The 17,419-nt window shown below is 66.8% G+C and carries 15 protein-coding genes; 6 read left to right on the forward strand and 9 right to left on the reverse strand.

Annotated features, from left to right (window positions below):
* Window positions 1–20 precede the first annotated feature (20 nt).
* On the forward strand, window positions 21–1,724 hold the full coding sequence (locus ACFPOB_RS05185; RefSeq protein WP_377796449.1) for an IlvD/Edd family dehydratase: 1,704 nt from the start codon (window positions 21–23) through the stop codon (window positions 1,722–1,724).
* Window positions 1,725–1,827: 103 nt separating this feature from the next.
* Here ACFPOB_RS05185 and ACFPOB_RS05190 read toward each other — a convergent pair whose 3' ends face one another.
* The 7 genes from ACFPOB_RS05190 to ACFPOB_RS05220 all read right to left on the reverse strand — a co-directional run bounded on the left by ACFPOB_RS05190 (window position 1,828) and on the right by ACFPOB_RS05220 (window position 10,327).
* Window positions 1,828–2,796 carry an ABC transporter ATP-binding protein gene (locus ACFPOB_RS05190; protein ID WP_377796450.1) on the reverse strand — a complete coding sequence of 323 codons (969 nt, stop codon included), beginning with the start codon at window positions 2,794–2,796 and terminating at the stop codon, window positions 1,828–1,830.
* Window positions 2,789–3,772, reverse strand: coding sequence for an ABC transporter ATP-binding protein (locus tag ACFPOB_RS05195; protein WP_377796451.1), 984 nt, complete (start codon window positions 3,770–3,772; stop codon window positions 2,789–2,791). Before ACFPOB_RS05195 ends, ACFPOB_RS05190 begins: the two co-directional genes overlap by 8 nt.
* On the reverse strand, window positions 3,769–5,232 hold the full coding sequence (locus tag ACFPOB_RS05200; RefSeq protein WP_377796470.1) for an amidohydrolase family protein: 1,464 nt from the start codon (window positions 5,230–5,232) through the stop codon (window positions 3,769–3,771). The genes ACFPOB_RS05195 and ACFPOB_RS05200 overlap by 4 nt, the downstream gene beginning before the upstream one ends.
* Before the next feature lie 38 nt (window positions 5,233–5,270).
* On the reverse strand, window positions 5,271–6,470 hold the full coding sequence (locus ACFPOB_RS05205; protein ID WP_377796452.1) for an amidohydrolase family protein: 1,200 nt from the start codon (window positions 6,468–6,470) through the stop codon (window positions 5,271–5,273).
* 217 nt (window positions 6,471–6,687) lie between these two features.
* Complete coding sequence (locus ACFPOB_RS05210) at window positions 6,688–7,620, reverse strand: ABC transporter permease (protein WP_377796454.1); 933 nt, start codon at window positions 7,618–7,620, stop codon at window positions 6,688–6,690.
* Complete coding sequence (locus ACFPOB_RS05215; protein WP_377796456.1) at window positions 7,610–8,602, reverse strand: ABC transporter permease; 993 nt, start codon at window positions 8,600–8,602, stop codon at window positions 7,610–7,612. The genes ACFPOB_RS05210 and ACFPOB_RS05215 overlap by 11 nt, the downstream gene beginning before the upstream one ends.
* 156 nt (window positions 8,603–8,758) lie before the next feature.
* Window positions 8,759–10,327, reverse strand: a complete 1,569-nt coding sequence (locus tag ACFPOB_RS05220; protein WP_377796457.1) for an ABC transporter substrate-binding protein — start codon at window positions 10,325–10,327, stop codon at window positions 8,759–8,761.
* Window positions 10,328–10,511: 184 nt separating this feature from the next.
* Here ACFPOB_RS05220 and ACFPOB_RS05225 point away from each other — a divergent pair, with 184 nt between their 5' ends.
* The 3 genes from ACFPOB_RS05225 to ACFPOB_RS05235 all read left to right on the forward strand — a co-directional run bounded on the left by ACFPOB_RS05225 (window position 10,512) and on the right by ACFPOB_RS05235 (window position 13,309).
* Complete coding sequence (locus ACFPOB_RS05225; protein WP_377796459.1) at window positions 10,512–11,273, forward strand: GntR family transcriptional regulator; 762 nt, start codon at window positions 10,512–10,514, stop codon at window positions 11,271–11,273.
* The gene (locus ACFPOB_RS05230; protein WP_377796460.1) at window positions 11,270–11,974 is read left to right on the forward strand and encodes a flavin reductase family protein; all 705 of its coding nucleotides are present in this window, start codon (window positions 11,270–11,272) and stop codon (window positions 11,972–11,974) included. The genes ACFPOB_RS05225 and ACFPOB_RS05230 overlap by 4 nt, the downstream gene beginning before the upstream one ends.
* A gap of 90 nt (window positions 11,975–12,064) precedes the next feature.
* Window positions 12,065–13,309, forward strand: a complete 1,245-nt coding sequence (locus ACFPOB_RS05235) for an aminopeptidase (RefSeq protein ID WP_377796461.1) — start codon at window positions 12,065–12,067, stop codon at window positions 13,307–13,309.
* A gap of 177 nt (window positions 13,310–13,486) precedes the next feature.
* On the opposite strand, the gene aptA is transcribed toward ACFPOB_RS05235, so the two are convergent.
* Together aptA and ACFPOB_RS05245 are read right to left on the reverse strand one after the other, a co-directional pair.
* Window positions 13,487–14,827 carry an omega-aminotransferase AptA gene (gene aptA / locus ACFPOB_RS05240; protein WP_377796463.1) on the reverse strand — a complete coding sequence of 447 codons (1,341 nt, stop codon included), beginning with the start codon at window positions 14,825–14,827 and terminating at the stop codon, window positions 13,487–13,489.
* Between the two features lie 77 nt (window positions 14,828–14,904).
* On the reverse strand, window positions 14,905–15,786 hold the full coding sequence (locus ACFPOB_RS05245; protein WP_377796465.1) for an FCD domain-containing protein: 882 nt from the start codon (window positions 15,784–15,786) through the stop codon (window positions 14,905–14,907).
* An 84-nt stretch (window positions 15,787–15,870) separates the two neighbouring features.
* On the opposite strand from ACFPOB_RS05245, the gene ACFPOB_RS05250 reads away from it, so the two are divergent.
* Together ACFPOB_RS05250 and ACFPOB_RS05255 are read left to right on the forward strand one after the other, a co-directional pair.
* A complete protein-coding gene (locus tag ACFPOB_RS05250; protein ID WP_377796466.1) occupies window positions 15,871–17,013 on the forward strand; it encodes a C45 family autoproteolytic acyltransferase/hydolase in 1,143 nt (380 codons plus the stop codon).
* A gap of 54 nt (window positions 17,014–17,067) precedes the next feature.
* A complete protein-coding gene (locus ACFPOB_RS05255) occupies window positions 17,068–17,391 on the forward strand; it encodes a hypothetical protein (protein ID WP_377796468.1) in 324 nt (107 codons plus the stop codon).
* Window positions 17,392–17,419: the final 28 nt, after the last annotated feature.

Here is a 17,419-nt window from a genome sequence, read left to right on the forward strand (position 1 = left end):
AAGTCGAGGGAGAAGCGGGCATGGCAGGCGACAAGCCTAAGGGGCGCGGCATCGCCGGGGGGCTGACCAATTACGGCGACCCGGACTTCGCAGCGTATCTGCGCCGCTCCTTCGCCCGCTCGATGGGCTATTCCGACGAGGCCCTGGCGCGGCCGATCGTCGGCATCGCCAACACCTATAGCGGCTTCAACAATTGCCACCGCCACTTCCCAGAATTGCTGGAGGCGGTGAAGCGCGGCGTGCTGATGGCCGGCGGCCTGCCCGTCGAGTTCCCGACCATCTCGCTCGGCGAGGTCTTCCTCAACCCGACCAGCCTGAAGTTCCGCAACCTGATGGCGATGGGCACGGAGGAGATGATCCGGGCCCAGCCGATCGACGCCGTCGTGCTGATGGGCGGTTGCGACAAGACCGTGCCGGCCCAGTTGATGGCGGCGCTCTCGGCCAATGTCCCAACCGTTCAGCTCGTCGCCGGGCCGATGTCGACCGGCCGCCACAAGGGCGAGCGGCTGGGCGCCTGCACCGATTGCCGCCGCTTTTGGGCGCGCTTCCGCGCCGGCGAGATCGACCAGAAAGAGATCGACGTGGTCGAAGGCCGGCTCGCGACCACGGCCGGCACCTGCGCGGTGATGGGCACCGCCTCGACCATGGCCTGCATCGCCGAGACTCTGGGGCTCGCTTTGCCACGCTCGGCCGCGATCCCGGCCGTCCATGCCGACCGCCTGCGCTGCGCCGAGGCAAGCGGCAAGCGCGCCGTCGAACTGATCGGCACGCAAACGCTGCTGCCGCGCCGGATCGTCACCGAGCAGGCGATCGAGAACGCCTGGCGCGTGCTGCTCGCCATTTCCGGCTCGACCAATGCCGTCGTCCACCTCACCGCGATCGCCCGCCGCGCCGAGATCAAGGTCGACCTCAACCGCCTCAACCGGCTCTCCGACGAGACGCCGGTTCTGGTGAACCTGAAGCCAGTCGGGAACAACTACATGGAGGATTTCTTCGCCGGTGGCGGCGTGCCGGCCGTGCTGAAGGAACTCCGCGATCTGCTCCATCTCGACTGCCTGACGATCACCGGCCAGACACTGCGCGAGCTGATCGACTTGCCCCTCGCCGACCAGGTCGACCGCGCCATCATCCGCTCGCGGGCGGAGCCGGTCGATCCCGATGGCGGGCTCGTCGCCGTGTTCGGCTCGCTCGCCCCACGCGGTGCGATCGTCAAGCGGGCAGCGGCCGAGAAGCGCCTGCTGGAGCATGAGGGTCGCGCCGTCGTCTTCTCCTCGCTGGAAGATCTCGCCGCCCGCATCGACGATCCCGATCTCGATGTCGGTCCGGACGATATCCTCGTCCTGCAGAACGCCGGCCCGAAGAGTGCCGCCGCCATGCCGGAAGCCGGCTATTTGCCGATCCCGCGCAAGCTCGCCGCCAAGGGCGTCAAGGACATGGTCCGCATCTCCGATGCCCGCATGTCCGGCACCGCCTATGGCGCGATCGTGCTGCATGTCGCGCCGGAGGCGGCGGTCGGCGGCCCGCTGGCGCTGGTCCGGGATGGCGACCGCATCCGGCTCAGCGTCGCCGAGCGGAAGCTCGACCTTCTGGTCGACGAGGCCGAGCTCGCAGCGCGGCGGGCTGCCTTGCCGCAGCCGCCGGCCAGAGAACGCCGCGGCTATGATCGGCTCTATGACGAGCACGTGCTCCAGGCCGACGAAGGCGTCGATTTCGACTTCTGCTGAGCGCTGTCGTCATCGCGAGCGCAGCGAAGCGATCTATGGGGAACAAGCCACTTCGCCCTGCCGCTCCTGGGTTGCTTCGCTGCGCTCGCCATGACGGGAACGTTCAAGCCAAATGGCAGGCGATCTCCAGCTCGCCCTCGCGCCGCAGCGCCGGCGCCTCGGTGCGACAGCGCTCGACCGCCTGTACGCAGCGCGGATGGAAGGCGCAGCCCGGCGGTGGCGCGATCGGGCTCGGCACCTCGCCCGACATCGGCCGCCGCTCTCGGTTCGGCCTCTCGACATCGGGGATCGTGTCGAGGAGGAGCCGCGTATAGGGATGGCGCGGCCGGCCAAACACGTCCTCCGCTGGCCCGCTCTCGACGAAGCGGCCGAGATACATGATGGCGAGATGGTCCGACATATGCCGGACCACCGAGAGATTATGGCTGATGAAGAGATAGGTCAGCCCGAACTCCTTTTGCAGCCGGACCATCAGGTTGAGGATCTGCGCCTGAACTGACACGTCGAGCGCCGAGGTCGGCTCGTCGCAGACCAGGAAGTCCGCCTCGGTCGCCAGCGCGCGGGCGATCGAGATGCGCTGGCGCTGGCCGCCGGAGAATTCATGCGGGAAGCGGCTCGCATCCGCGCGCGACAGGCCGACGATCTCTAGGAGATCGCCGACACGGGTCGCCGTCTCGCTCTCGTCCTTGCGCAGCTTCAATTCGCGGATCGGCTCGGCGATGATGTCGCCGACGCGCCAGCGCGGATTGAGCGAGGCGTAAGGGTCTTGGAAGATCATCTGCACGCGCGGCGGCCCGACCGAGCCGTCGGCGCGCTTGATGTCCTTGAAGTCGAGCATGCCCTGCGTTGGCCTTTGCAGGCCGACGACCATGCGCGCCAGCGTCGACTTCCCGCAGCCGGATTCGCCGACAATGCTGAAAGTGGTGCCGCGTTCGACGCTGAACGAGACGTTCTCGACCGCGCGCAGGATGCGGCGCGGCTCAGCTGAGAACAGCCGCGACAGCGCCGGCGCCGAGACGTCAAAGCGGCAGGAGGCGGCGGTAACCTCGAGGATGGTGTTCGCCTCAGCCATGGGCGATCTCCCGCAGCGGGAAATGGCAGGCCGCGGCATGGCCGGATGCCGGCAGGCCGGGCTTGTGCTCGCGGCAGAGATCGGTGGCAAAGCCGCAGCGCGGATTGAAGGCGCAGCCGGTCGGGATCGCGTTCAGCCGCGGCATCGAGCCGTCGATCTGGTTGAGATGGGCATTGCGGCGGTGGACGCTGGGGATCGAGGCCATCAAACCAGCGGTGTAAGGATGGCGCGGCCGGCGCGTCACCTCCTCGACCGGGCCGATCTCGACGACGCGCCCGGCATACATCACCGCGACCCGGTCGGCCGTCTCGGCGATCACGCCCATATCATGCGTCACCAGCATGATCGCGGTGCCATGCTCGCGGCAGAGGCGCTTCAGCAGCGTGGTGATCTGCGCCTGGATGGAGACGTCGAGCGCCGTCGTCGGCTCGTCGGCGATGATCAATATCGGCTCGGCGCAAAGCGCGAGCGCGATGACGACGCGCTGGCGCATGCCGCCGGAGAACTGGTGCGGGTAGTGGTCGATCCGCGTCTCGGCGGCGGGGATGCCGACCTCCTTGAGCAGGTCGAGCGCGCGCTTGCGCGCCTCACTCTTGCTCACCGGCAGATGCGTGGTGATGGTCTCGACCAGCTGCTCGCCGACGGTCAGGAGCGGATGCAGCGAGGTCAGCGGGTCCTGGAAGATCGCGCCGATCCGACGGCCGCGCAGCTTGCGCATCGCTTCGCCCGGTAAATTGTCGATGCGCTGGCCGGAGAGCTTGATCTCGCCGCCGGCCAGCCGTCCTGGCGGATCGAGCAGGCCGATCACCGCCGTGCCGGTCAGCGACTTGCCGGCGCCGGACTCGCCGACGACGCCCAAAATCTCACCCGGCGCGATCTCGAAGGAGACGCCGTCGAGCGCCGTCAGCGGGCCGCGCCGCCCGTCGAAGACGATGCGCAGATCCTGCACCGAAAGCAGCGCTGACTGGGCGTTCACGCGCCGTCCTCCTTGCGTTCGATCGGGTAGCTCGACGAGAAGATCTCGCTCATCGGCGGATGGCCCAAGGTGCGCTCCGGATAGCGCGCCATCACGCCTTCGAACTGCTTCTGGGCGCGGATGTTGTCGGCGGCCTCGTCCTGGCCGGGGATGGCCCGGTCCTCCATGACGAAGCGGCCGTCGATCACCACGGTCGAAAAATCGCGGCCATGGCCGGTCAGCATCATCGTCTGGATGGGATCGATGACCTGGCCGCTATGGGGCCGGTCCAACGCGAAGACCGTGATGTCGGCGCGCGAGCCGGGCTGGAGGCGGCCGAGATCGGGCCGCCGCAGCGCATTGGCGCCACCGATCGTGGCAGCGTCGTAGTAATCCTCGGAGCGCACGGCGCCGAGATTGCCGGCCATGGTGCGGGAAAGGATCATGCCGACCTGCAGGTTCATCACCATGTCCGGCGGGGCGGTATCGGTCCCCATGGCGATATTGAGGCCCATGGCACGGTAGCTGCCGAAATGGTTGATGGCATTGCCGTGCCGGCCCGAGACGAGCGGGCAATGCACGATGCTGGCGCCGGAATCGCGGATGATCTCGAGGTCGCGGCCAGGACGGTCGATCAGGCGGCTGCCGGAAACCACCGTGCCATGCGGCAGCAGGCAGCGCTGGTCGAGGAAGCCGAGGCTTTCCAGCCATTCCGGCGGGCTCATGCCGTGCTGGGCGAGAACGAGATCGTACTCGATCTTCGACTGGCAGCAGTGCAGGCGGACGGGGATATCGACCTCGCGCGCCGCGGCGGCGGTGCGGCGCAGCAGCTCGGCCGTCGAGGTCTCGATGCGGTCGGGCGCGAGCATCGCCCGGATCAGCCCACCGGCCGCGCCGTCGTGACGCCGGGCGAAATCGATGGCGGCGTCGAGCTCGGCGAGGCCGCGCGGCTCGTCGTAATGCGTGACGATACGACCGTCGGTCTCGACCAGCTGGTTACCGGTGCGATAGGCCGGACCGAGATAGGCGCGCAGGCCGAGATCGGCGGCGGCTTCGGCGGCATCCTCGAATTCCTGCACCGTCTCGCCCCAGGCGCGGTAGAACAGCGAGGCGATCGGCAGCGCCGTGGTGATGCCGTTGCGGATCAGCTGGGAGAAGGCATAGCGCTTCTGGAAGGCCAGTTCCTCGCGCGTATACATCTCGTAGGGGCCAGCCTCGAGATAGCTGCGCGGCCAGACGCGGCCCTTCTTCCAGGCCGGCTGGTTGTCATAGCCGAGGATGGTGGTGTCGAGGTCCGAAAGCGCGTCGCAATCGATGAAGCCCGGCCCGATCAGGGCGTGGCCGTAATCGAGGCGCCGGGCGACCTCGCCCGGGAAGGCGTGACCGACGAAAACGACCTCGCCGTTCTCGAACACGACCTCGCCGTTCTCATAGAGGCGATGGCGGCCGTCCTTGTGGCCGACCACCCAGCGCGCGGTCATCAGGATGCGGCCTTGCGGCCGCTGCTTGGCTTGCAGGCTCACGGCGCGGTCCTGATCGAAACGCCGTCGCGGGCGACGATCTTGCCGCGCTTGATCACGCGGCGTTGCGGCGGACGGGTCGCGACGGCTTCGGCAATCGACTCGGCCGGCAGCAGGACGAGATCGGCGACGCAGCCGACCTCGAGCCCGTAGTCCTCGATCTCCATCACCTTGGCGCCTTCGATGGTGCAGACGTCGAGCGCCAGCCTGACCTCATCGTCACGGCGGAAATTGTTGCGCAGCCCAACGAACATCGCCCGCTCCAGCATGTCGGCGTTGCCGTAAGGGCTCCAGGTGTCGCGGATGCCGTCGGAGCCGGAGCAGATGCGCACGCCCGCCTGCAGCAGCTTCTTCACCGGCGGAGCCGGGCGGCTCGCCGGCGCCGTCGTCATGATCGCGATGTCGAGCTCGGCGAGCTCCTCGATCAACGGATCGATCAGGGCCGGGTCGGGTGTGCCCAGGCAGAAGGCGTGGCTGACGGTGACCTTGCCGGTCATGCCGAGCACGCGGGTGCGCTCGATGATCAGGTCGAGCGAGAAGGCGCCGACTTCGCCCGGCTCGTGCAGATGGATGTCGAGCGGCTTGCCATAGCGCTGGCAGAGCCCGAAGACGGCGTCGAGATGGCCCTTGGGGTCGCGATCGATCGTGCAGGGGTCGAGCCCGCCGACGATCTCGCAGCCGGCCTGCATCGCCTGATCCATCAGTTCGAGCGTGCCTGGCCGGCGCAGCAGGCCCGATTGCGGGAAGGCGACGAGCTCGATGTCGACGATGTCGCGATAGGCGTCACGCGTCTGCATCACGCCTTCGACGCCCCACAGGCCGTGCTCGGTGTCGACATCGACATGGCTGCGGATATGGGTCGTGCCCTTGAGCGAGGAGAGGATGCTCTGACGGGCGGACTGGCGCTCGGGATTGATGTCGAGCCGCTTCTTGTTCTCCCGCTCATTGTCGATCTTGTCGAGCAGCTTGGGGCCGACCTCGTTGGTGTACCAGGGCAGGCCGAGCAGGCTCTTGTCGAGATGGGTGTGGGCCTCGACCAGGCCGGGGATGACGATATCACCCTTGCCGTCCTCGATCGCGACGCCGGCGGGCGCGGAAAGGTTCGTACCGAGCTGCGCGATCTTGCCGTTCTCGATCAGGAGGTCGACGGCCTTGCCGGCATAGGGGCGGACATTGCGGAGCAGCAGGGAGGCGGTCATCGCAAGCGTATCCTCGTTTGTGCTTGTTCTAGGTTCGGAACCTCCCCGTCATTCCGGGGCGGCCCAAAGGGCCGAGCCCGGAACCCATGAACACGGGGCCAAGAGGGTAGGCGCGGCGATGGCAGCGAAGATTCTGCGCCGCCAGCGTTCATAGATTCCGGGCTCTTCGCTTCGCGAAGCCCCGGAAAGACGGAGAGGTTCATCCGTCTCATCCCCATCACCTCAGCTTCGGGTTCAGCGCATCGCGCAGCCAGTCGCCGAGCAGGTTGACCGAGAGCACGATCAATCCGAGCTGCAGCGAGGGGAAGACGACGAGCCACCAGGAGCCGGAGAAAAGATACTGGTTGCCGATGCGGATCAGCGTGCCCAGCGAGGGCTGGGTGATCGGCATGCCCACCCCGAGGAAGGACAAAGTCGCTTCCGAGAGGATGGCGAGGCCGAGATTGAGCGTGGCTGCGACCATCACCGGGGTCAGCGTGTTCGGCAGGATGTGCCGACGCATGATCCTCCCCGCCGGCACCTTGATGATTCGCGCCGCCAGCACATACTCCTTGCGCCGCTCGACCATGGTCGAGGCGCGCACGGTGCGGGCGTATTGCACCCAGCTGGTCAGCGAGATCGAGAGAACGAGCACTGCCGCGGCGAAGGGGTCGCGCAGGCTGGGCGGCAGCAATTCGCGGAAGATCGCCGAAACCAGGATCGCCATCAGCAGCGTTGGGATCGACAACACGGTGTCGCCGAGCCGCATCAAGAGGTTGTCGATGCGCCCGCCATAGAAGCCGGCGATCAGACCGAGCGAGACGCCGATCGCCATCGAGACCATGACGGCCGAGAAGCCGATGATCAGCGAGACCCGTGTGCCGTAGAGGATGGCGGAGAGCACGTCGCGCCCCTGCGGATCGGTGCCGAGCAGGAAGGGCCATTCGCCGTCCGCCGACCAGATCGGCGGGATCTCGGCCTTGTCGATGAAGATCTGGGCGAGGTCGTGCGGGTTCTGCGGCGCGATCAGCGGGCAGAACAGTGCGGTCAGGATCAGCAGCGCCAGCACCAGCGCCGAGAGCCAGGCCGCCGGTGTGCGCCGGAAGCTCCAGCCGATATCGCTGTCGAGGAAGCGGCGCAGGCGGCCGGGCTTGGCGGCTTCAGCGGGCATTGGCGCCTCCCGAGAGCGCGTCCTCGCGCAGGCGTGGATCGACCCAGGCATAGGTCAGGTCGACCAGTGTGTTGAGCGAGACGAAGATGAAGGAGACGACGATCAGATAGGCCGCCATCACCGGGATATCGACGAAGGTGACGGCCTGGACGAAGAGCATGCCCATGCCCGGCCATTGGAACACCGTCTCGGTGACCAGTGCGAACGCGATGAGATTGCCGATCTGCAGGCCTGTCACCGTGATCACCGGCATCAGGCAGTTGCGCAAAGCGTGGCGGAAGTTCACGGCCCGGGCCGGCAGGCCGCGCGCCCGGGCGAAGCGGATGAAATCGGTCCGCATCGTCTCCAGCATCTCGGCCCGCACCAGCCGCATCACCAGCGTGATCTGGAACAGCGAGAGCGTGATGCCGGGCAGGATCAGCGCCTTGCGGCCGGAGGAAGTCAGCAGCCCTGTGCTCCACCAGCCGATCTGGACGACTTCGCCGCGGCCGAAGGCCGGCAGCCATTGCAGGTTCACCGAGAACACCAGGATGAACAGGATGCCGAGCGCGAAGCTCGGCAGGGAGACGCCGAGCACCGAGACGAACTGCAGCGCCTTGGCGAGGACGCTCTCTCGTCGGATCGCGGTGTAGACGCCAAGGGGTATGCCGACCGCCAGCGACAGGAAGGTCGCGACCAGCACAAGCTCGAAGGTCGCCGGGAAACGCTCGGCGATCAGCGTGAACACTTCCTGCTGGTTGCGATAGGAGATGCCGAAATCGCCGCGCAGCGCATTGCCGACGAAGGTCGCGAACTGGAGGACAAAGCCCTTGTCGAGCCCGAGCCTTGTGCGCAGTTCGTCGCGCTGCGCCTGGCTCGCCTGCTCGTTCAGCATCAGCTCGACGGGGTCGCCGACGAAGCGGAAGGTCAGGAAGGCGAGGAACGCCACCGCCAGCATGACGCCGGCGGCGTTGACGAAGCGCTTGAACAGGAAGGCGGGCATTGGGGGACTCCGCTGCCGACTTGATGTCTGGTCATCCCGGGCGACCGAAGGGAGACCCGGGATCCATTCCGGAACGGTTCAGGCATGGGTCCCGGCTCTGCGCCGCTACGCGGCTCCGGCCGGGACGACCTCACACCAGAAGCGCTATGCGCGCCTTCACTTCATCATGGTGAGCCACAGCCGCGGCTTGTTGTCCGAAGCCTGCACGGTGGAGGCGACGGTGCTGCGCATCGCCCAGGCCATCGGCTGCTGGTGCAGCGGGATGAAGAGCTGCTCGGCCTTGGCGATCTTCAGCGCCTCCTTCATCAGCGCGATGCGCTTGGGCGTATCGAGCTCGACGCCGGCCTTGTCGACCAGCGCGTCGATGCGCGGATCGCCCCAATTACCCCAGTTGAACACGCCGCCCGTGCCGCTCTTCGAGCGCAGCACCTGGACCAGCAGCGAATAGGCGTCGATCATCGGCTCATTGGCCCAGCCGAAGGAGATCAGGTCGAAATCGCCCTTCACACGCTTGGGCGCCTGCTGGCTGCGCGGGGCGAGGCTGAGATTGGGCTTCAACCCGGCGCGCGACCACATCGCCGCCACCGCCTGGCAGAACTCCTCCTCGTTGACGAGCGAGTCGCTCTGGCAGTTCATCAGGAAGGAGAAGCCGTTGGGGTAGCCGGCCTCCGCGAGAAGCTTCTTGGCGCCGGCGAGATCGAAGGGCAGGCGCTGGTCCTGCGACGGCTCGTAGCCGGGGATCGCCGGGGCGACGAGCGCGCCGGTGTTGCGCGACAGGCCGCGCATCGCCCGCTTCTGCACCGCATCGATGTCGATGGCGCGATAGAGCGCCTCGCGCACCTTGATGTCCTTGAAGGGGTTCTTGTCCTTGACGTCGCTCTCGATGAGCTTGTCGGTCAGGTTGAAGGCGAAGAAGACCGAGCGCAGTTCGTTGGTCTGCAGCACCTTGACCTCGGTCGAGGCCGTGAGGCGCGGCAGGTCCTGCAGCGGCGCGACATTGGTGAAGTCGATCTCGCCGGAGAGCATCGCCGCCACCCGGGTCGAGGACGAGGTGATCGGCACGAACTCGATCACGTCGATATTGTGCTGCGGCTTATCCCACCACGCCGTGTTCCTGGCGAAGACCGTCTTGGCGTCGGCACGCCGGCTCTCGACCTTGAACGGGCCGGTGCCGTTGGCGTTGTCGGTGGCGTAGCCCTTCACGCCCTTGCCGGAATCGGTAGGCAGGAGCGAGTTGTTCGCCTCCATCCACTCCTTGTCGAAGATGAAGATGTTGGTGAGATCGTTGAGCAGCAGCGGATAGGGACCGTTGACCTCGATCTCGACGGTGTAGTCGTCGATCTTCTTCGAGCTCTTATAGGCCGGCAGATTGCCCTTGAGCGGCGAGGTGTCGTGGGTGACGCGCGCCAGCGAGGCGATGACGTCGTCGGCCGTGAACGGGTTGCCGTTGTGGAACTTGACGCCCTGGCGCAGCTTGAAGCGCCACACGGTCGGGCTCACCGTTTCCCAGGACTCGGCCAGCGCCGGCTCGATCTTGAGATCGCCGGTATAGCGGACCAGCCCCTCATAGACATGGTTCAGCACCGACAGCGTGAAGGTTTCGCCGAAGGAATAGGGATCGAGCGAGGCGATCTCGCGGGCCGAGCCCCATTTCAGCGTCTTCGCCTCGACTGCGCCGTTGAGCGCAAGCGCGGCAACCGCCGCCAACAACCAGGCCTTCGTCATCGATCTCTCCCCTTCTCGTTGCTCGCCGGCCCGCGTGGCGCGCCGGGGAATGCCGTTCCGTTGCCACCTCTGCGATCACCGTGACGCTTTGCGCGCCATCTCGTGTGCGATAATTCAGCAAACTTGCATACGATAGAAGAACCGTATTGTATGCGATTATTGAAGACAAGCGGAAACTCGATTCATGCCGCGCCCTGCCCGCCCGCTCGCTGCGAACAAGCCTAGACCCGACGGCAAGACGGCCGAGGCGAGCGCGCCGGTGCCGCGTGCCCAGGCTGTCTACAAGGCGCTGCGGCGCGCGATCATCGAGCAGGCGCTGAAGCCGGGCGTGAAGCTGCCGGAGGATGCGATCGGCGAGCAGCTCGGCGTCAGCCGCACTTTGGTGCGCGAGGCGTTCGGGCGGCTCGCCGTCGAGGGTCTGGTCGAGCTCAAGCCCAATCGCGGCGCCAATGTCGCCTACCCGACGCTGGAGGAAGCGCGCGACGTCTTCGAGGTCCGGCGCGGGCTGGAGCGCCTCGTCGCCGAGAACCTCGCCGGCCGATTGACGCCGGCGCAATCGGCCGAGCTCGAAGCCCATGTCCGGCTGGAGGAAAAGGCGCATGAGCGGGACGGGCCGGAGTCGATCCGCCTCTCCGGCGAGTTCCACATCAAGCTCGCCGAGATGACCGGTAATGCGCTGCTTCTGCGCTATGTCCAGGAGGCCTCGTCGCGCTGCTCGCTGATCCTCGCCATCTATGGCCGGCCGCACTCCTCCGAATGCGCCGTCTCCGAGCATCGCCGATTGATCGAGGCGCTGCGCGCCGGTGACGCCGCCCGCGCCGCCGCGCTGATGGACGACCACCTGCAATCGGTCGTCACCCGCGCCTTGCTGGCGCCGCGCGGCGAACGCGACATCCGCGACGTGCTCGCACCCTATGCCTTGAGCGAAGGATTGACCCCATCGTGACCCAGCCCCTGACGCAGGACCGGCCGGCTGCCGCCGAGATCGTCACCTTCGACTTTGCCGCGCTGACCCCGCGCGAGCGCTACAAGCTGCTGATCGGCGCGGTGGTGCCGCGTCCGATCGCGCTGGTGACCACGATCGACGCCAATGGCGTCGTCAACGCCGCGCCGTTCTCCTTCTTCAACTGCCTCTCGGCCGATCCGGCGATCCTGGCGCTTGGCGTCGAATATCGCCAGACCGGCGGGCAGAAGGACACCGGCCGAAATGTCCGCGAGACACTGGCGTTCACCGTCAATATCGTCTCCGACGCGCTGCTCGACGGCATGAATGCCTGTGCCGTGCCGTTCGAGCCGGGCACGGACGAACTGGCCGAGGCCGGCCTCACCGCCATGCCCGGGGTCAAGGTGCCCTGCCCCTGGATCGGCCAGGCGCCGGCCGCCTTCGAATGCCGCCACCACACCACGCTCGGCATCGGCAATTCGCGCGAGATCATTCTGGGCGAGGTCGTCTATGCGCATTTCCGCGCCGACACGGTCGATCAGGTCAAGCACTACGTCGATCCGGTCGCGCTCGATGCGATCGGCCGCATGGGCGGGCATGGCTATGCCACGACACGCGACTATTTCGACCTGCCGACCATGTCCGTCGCCGATTGGCGCGGCGACCGCTCCAAGGCAAGGCGCACCCGGCCCGACCGGCGCTGAGCGAATGCGTCATCTGCTCAGGAAAGGTTGACCCGGACAGGATTTCCGCCAGCAATGCGGCCTCTCAAAAATCAGTTCGACGAGGCCTCCATGAACAAGCACGTCTCCGGCATCGATGCCGCCAAGCTCGATAAGCTGGCACAGGTCGCGGTCAAGGTCGGCCTCAATCTGCAGCCGGGACAGGATCTCTTCCTGACCGCCCCGGTCGCGGCGCTTCCGCTGGTCCGGCGCATCGCCGAGCACGCCTACCAGGCCGGCGCCGGTCTGGTCACGCCGATCCTCTCCGACGAGGCGCTGACGCTGGCGCGCTATCGTTTTGGGCAGGATGCGAGCTTCGACCGCGCCCCGTCCTGGCTCTATGAGGGTGTCGGCAAGGCCTTCGCCGCTAACACGGCCCGCCTCGCCATCGTCGGCGACAATCCGATGCTGCTCGCCGAGCAGGACCCGGCCAAGGTCGCGCGCGCCAACAAGGCGAACTCGATCGCCTACCAGCCGGCGCTGGAGAAGATCGCCAATTTCGACATCAACTGGAACATCGTCTCCTATCCCGGCGCGGCCTGGGCCCAGCAGGTTTTCCCTGACGATGCCGAGGAGGTCGCGGTCGCCCGTCTCGCCGAGGCGATCTTCGCGGCATCGCGGGTCGACCGCGACGACCCGATCGCCGCCTGGGCGGAGCATAATGCCGCTTTGGCGCAGCGGACCAAATGGCTGAACGGCCAGCGCTTCTCGGCGCTGCATTTCACCGGTCCGGGCACCAATCTCACGATCGGGCTCGCCGACGGCCATGAATGGGAAGGCGGCGCCTCGACCGCCAAGAACGGCGTCACCTGCAACGCCAACATCCCGACCGAGGAGGTCTTCACCACCCCGCATGCCCGCCGCGTCGAGGGCCATGTCTCCTCGACCAAGCCGCTCTCCTATCAGGGTACCTTGATCGACAATATCCAGGTGCGCTTCGAGGAAGGCCGGATCGTCGAAGCCAAGGCGAGCCGCGGCGAAGAGGTGCTGAACAAGGTGCTCGACACCGACGAGGGCGCGCGCCGGCTCGGCGAAGTCGCGCTGGTGCCGCACTCATCGCCGATCTCGCAGAGCGGTATCCTGTTCTACAACACGCTCTTCGACGAGAACGCCTCCTGCCACATCGCGCTCGGCCAGTGCTATTCGAAGTGCTTCATCGACGGCACCACGCTGACGCCGGAGCAGATCGCGGCGCAGGGCGGCAACAAGAGCCTGATCCATATCGACTGGATGATCGGCTCGGGCGAGGTTGATATCGACGGCATCAAGCCGGACGGCAGCCGCGTAGCGGTCTTCCGCAAGGGCGAGTGGGCCTGAGGAAAGCTCGTCTTTCCGGGGCTTCGCGGAGCGAAGAGCCCGGAATCCAGAGCCGAGGCGGCATCCGGAAAAGCGCTGCCATGGCCGCGCCCTAGTACAGACACGCGTCGGTTCTGGATTCCGGGCTCGCTGCTGTGCAGCGCCCCGGAAAGACGGCGAGGTTCGGGAGCGCAGGCTTTAGTCGATCTGCCCCAGCGCCCCTTCGATCGCGGCGAAGATTTCTTCGACCTCCTCCGGCGCAATCACCAGTGGCGGCGACAGCACCAGCGTGTCGCCGGCATTGCGGATCAGCACGCCGGCATCGAGGCAGAGCGCATTCGCCTCCCCGCCTCTGGCGCCATCGGCGCCGGGACGCGGCGCAAGATCGATCGCGCAGAGCAGGCCCGCGGTGCGGATGTCGACGACATGGGCCGCGCCCTTCAGCCGGTGCGCCCGCTCGTCCCAGAGCGGCAGCACTTTGGCGAGGCTACCCAGGATGTCCTGCTCGGCAAAGACGTCGAGCGTCGCGAGGCCGGCTGCACAGGCGAGCGGATGGGCCGAATAGGTGTAGCCGTGCAGGAGCTCGATCGCCTCGGGCGGGCCGGGCATGAAGGCCTCGTAGACAGGACCGGCGACGAGGACGCCGCCCATCGGCACCGCGCCATTGGTCATGCCCTTGGCGCAGCTCATCAGATCGGGCCTGACGCCATAGGCTTGCGCCGCGAAGGGCGCGCCGAGGCGGCCGAAACCGGTGATCACCTCGTCGAAAATCAAGAGGATGCCGTACCGGTCGCAGATCGCGCGCAGGCGTTCGAGATAGCCCTGCGGCGGCGGATAGACCCCGCCGGAACCCGTCACCGGCTCGACGATGACAGCCGCGACCGTCGCGGGATCATGGACCTGCAGCAGGGTCTCCAGCGCCTCCGCCGCAGCGAGCCCGCCTTCCGGCCGGCCGCGCGAGAACGCCATACTGGCGCGATCATAGGGCAACGGCAGATGCGCGACATCGGGCAGCAAAGGCCCGAAGACGGCTTTGTGCCGGCCAATGCCGGAGACCGAGAGCCCGCCCCAGCCCATGCCGTGATAGCCCTTGGCCCGGCCGATCAGCTTGGTGCGCGAGGCTTGGCCGCGGGCCTGATGATAGGCGCGGGCGATCTTCAGGGCGGTGTCGACCGCCTCCGAGCCGGAATTGACGAAGAAGACGTGGTCGATGCCCTCCGGCGCGAAGTCGCAGAGCCTGGCAGCATAGGCCTGCGCGTCGGGATGGCTCATCTTGAACGACGAGACGAAATCGAGCCGGCCGGCGGCCGCGCGGATCGCCTCGGTGATCGTCGCCTGGCCGTGCCCGGCATTGACGCACCAGAGCCCGGCCATGCCGTCGAGCACGCGCCGTCCGTCCGGGGTGACGTAGTGCATGCCCTCGGCTCGCTCGAACAGCAGCGGCGCCTGCCGGAAAGCGCGCATCGGCGTGAACGGCATCCAGAATGCGTCGGGAGCGTTGTCGCGGCGGCTTTCGGCGGCAAAGGTATGCGCGGTCATCAGCGGGTCCTCGCTAGGGATCGCCGTATGATGTCTTTCTTGAATTTAAAAGACAATAGCGAGAATGCCGATCCGCCTCAGTCCAGCCCGTCCGGCCGGCGCAATTGCATGGCGCGCTGGAGATGGCTGCGCATCAGCGCGCTGGCGAGCTCGAGATCGCCGGCCTCGATCGTCGCGAGCATCTGCAGGTGTTCGCGGCTGTTCACCACGACGCGCTCATAGCCATAGGTCCAGTCGTAATTGGAAAGCCGGCGCATCTGGTTCTGGCGGCGGATGGCGGAGTGGATGAAGCGATTGCCCGAGGCCGCCGCCAGGCCCTCGTGGAAATCGGCGTTCATCTCATAGAAGCCGATCGCCGAGCTTTCCTTCCAGGGCTGCGACAGGGTCAGCTCGTGCCTGGCGCGCATCTCGTCGATCCAGCTTTGATCGAGCGCAAAGCCGGGCTCGAGAAAGACCATCGGCTCGATCAGCAGGCGAAAGCGATAGCGTTCGTCATGCGCCGACTGGTCCCGCGCCTCGTGCAGGAAACGCCAGCCATAGCCGCGCTTGCGCTCGACCATGTCGAGATCGGCGAGCCGCGCCATCAGGCGCTGCACCTCGGGCCGGCCGAGCTCGTAGCGCCGCATCAGTTCGAGCTCGGAGATCTCATCGGGCAGGCGCCCGCCATGGCGGTCCTGCGCCACCTTGACCATGGCGAGCTCGGTCGCATCGGAGCCGGCACCAAGATCGGCTGATGGCTCGGGCGCGCTCAGCAGCTCGACGCCCTTGTTCGGATGCCGTCGCACCAGCCCCTGCCGGGCGAGATGATCGATCGCGGCGCGCACCGGCGTGCGCGAGACGTTGAGGCGCCGCGCCGCGCTGTTCTCGTTGAGCCAGGCGCCGGCTTCGAGCCCGTCCTCGCGGACCATCCGGAGGATCCGCTCGGCGATCTCCTGCTGCAATCGTGTCGGCGTCGTCATCGAAAGGCTCTTGATTGTCTTAGTTTGAAATGAAATACATTATAGCCCAATACAGCACCAGCGCGAACCTGCGGAGACCCGGCCATGGTCGAGCCCTTTCCCTTCGTCGATGTCTCCGGCACGCCCTATGAGCGCGGCCGCCAGCATGGTGCGGCGGTGCCAGGGCGCGTCAAGCGCTCGATCGAGCTTTATGGCGGACAGCTCGGCGATCTCGGCTATGACGCCCTCGCCAAGTCGCGCCTGATCGGCGAGTTCGCCCGCGAAATCGAGGCCTTCGGCAAGCACTATGTCGAGGAGATGCGCGGCATCGCCGACGGCGCCGGCGTCACCCTCGAAGACGTTATCATGATCAACGCCCGCACCGAGGTGATCGCCAAGGCAAAGCTGGAGAAGAGCAAGTCGGTCGGGGCTGAAGAGGAGCTCGACGATGGCTGCACCGGCGCGATCATCCTGCCCGAGCGCAGCGCCTCGGGCGAATTGATCCACGGCCAGAACTGGGACTGGAAGGCCGAATGCGCTCAGACGGCGATCGTGCTGCGCGTGCGCCGCGAGGACGGTCCGGACTTCCTGACCTTCGTCGAGGCCGGCGGCCTCGCCCGTTGCGGCATGAACGCGGCCGGCATCTCGATCACCGCCAATTATCTCGAAAGCGAGCGCGACTTCAGGCAAACCGGCGTGCCGCTCGCCCTGATCCGCCGCAAGGTGCTGGAGCAGGAGCATCTCGCCTACGCGATCAAGGCGGTGGCGACGACGCCGAAGGCCTGCTCGAACAACATGATGCTCTCGACGGTCGCCGGCTTCGGCATCGACTTCGAATGCGCACCCGACGCCGCCTTCCCGCTCTATCCGGAAGACGGGCTGATCGTGCACGCCAATCACTGGATCGGCCAGGTCGCGCTGACCAAGATCACCGACACCGGCATCCCGCGCGTGCCCGAGAGCTTCTATCGCGACTGGCGGGTCAGGAAGCTGCTGAACGAGGCCGGCCGCAAGCTCACGGTCGATGATCTGAAAGAGGCCTTCTTCGACGATTTCCTGACCCCGCATTCGGTCTGCCGGCCGCCGCGCCTCAACGACACCGGCAATCTCTCGGCCACCGTCGCGATGGTGATCATGCAGCCGGCCAAGGGCACGATGGAGGTGGCACCGCTGCCGGCGCTCAACCGCATCTTCACCCGCTACAGCCTCACCGACGAGCCGGTGACGCTGGCGCAGGCCGCCGAATAGGCGGCTGGTACAGCTCAGCTTTCAAGCCAATCATAAAACCAGGGGAACCCGCCGATGCACAGCCGACGCCGCCTTTCCCTCGCCCTCGCCGGACTGGGCCTTGCGACCATAGCCGCCTTGCCGGCCGCGGCTGCAACGCTGCGGGTGCACCTCAATGCCGACATCCGCAGCATCAATCCGGGCGTCAACCGCGACGATAACACCGACGCCGTGATGCTGCACGTCGTCGAGGGGCTCGTCGCCTATGGCGAGGATTCGGAGGTGAAGCCGCTGCTGGCCGAAAAGGTCGAGGTCTCGCCGGACGGGCTCAGAGTCCGTCCCGGAACTCATGACGCTCGCGCGATGCGGCGGATAAGAACCATGGCGGCGGCTGCGTAGAGGAAGGCCGTCGCGGAGGCGATGGTGG

This window comes from Allobosea eneae (genome assembly GCF_042657265.1).
GTDB lineage: Bacteria > Pseudomonadota > Alphaproteobacteria > Rhizobiales > Beijerinckiaceae > Allobosea > Allobosea eneae.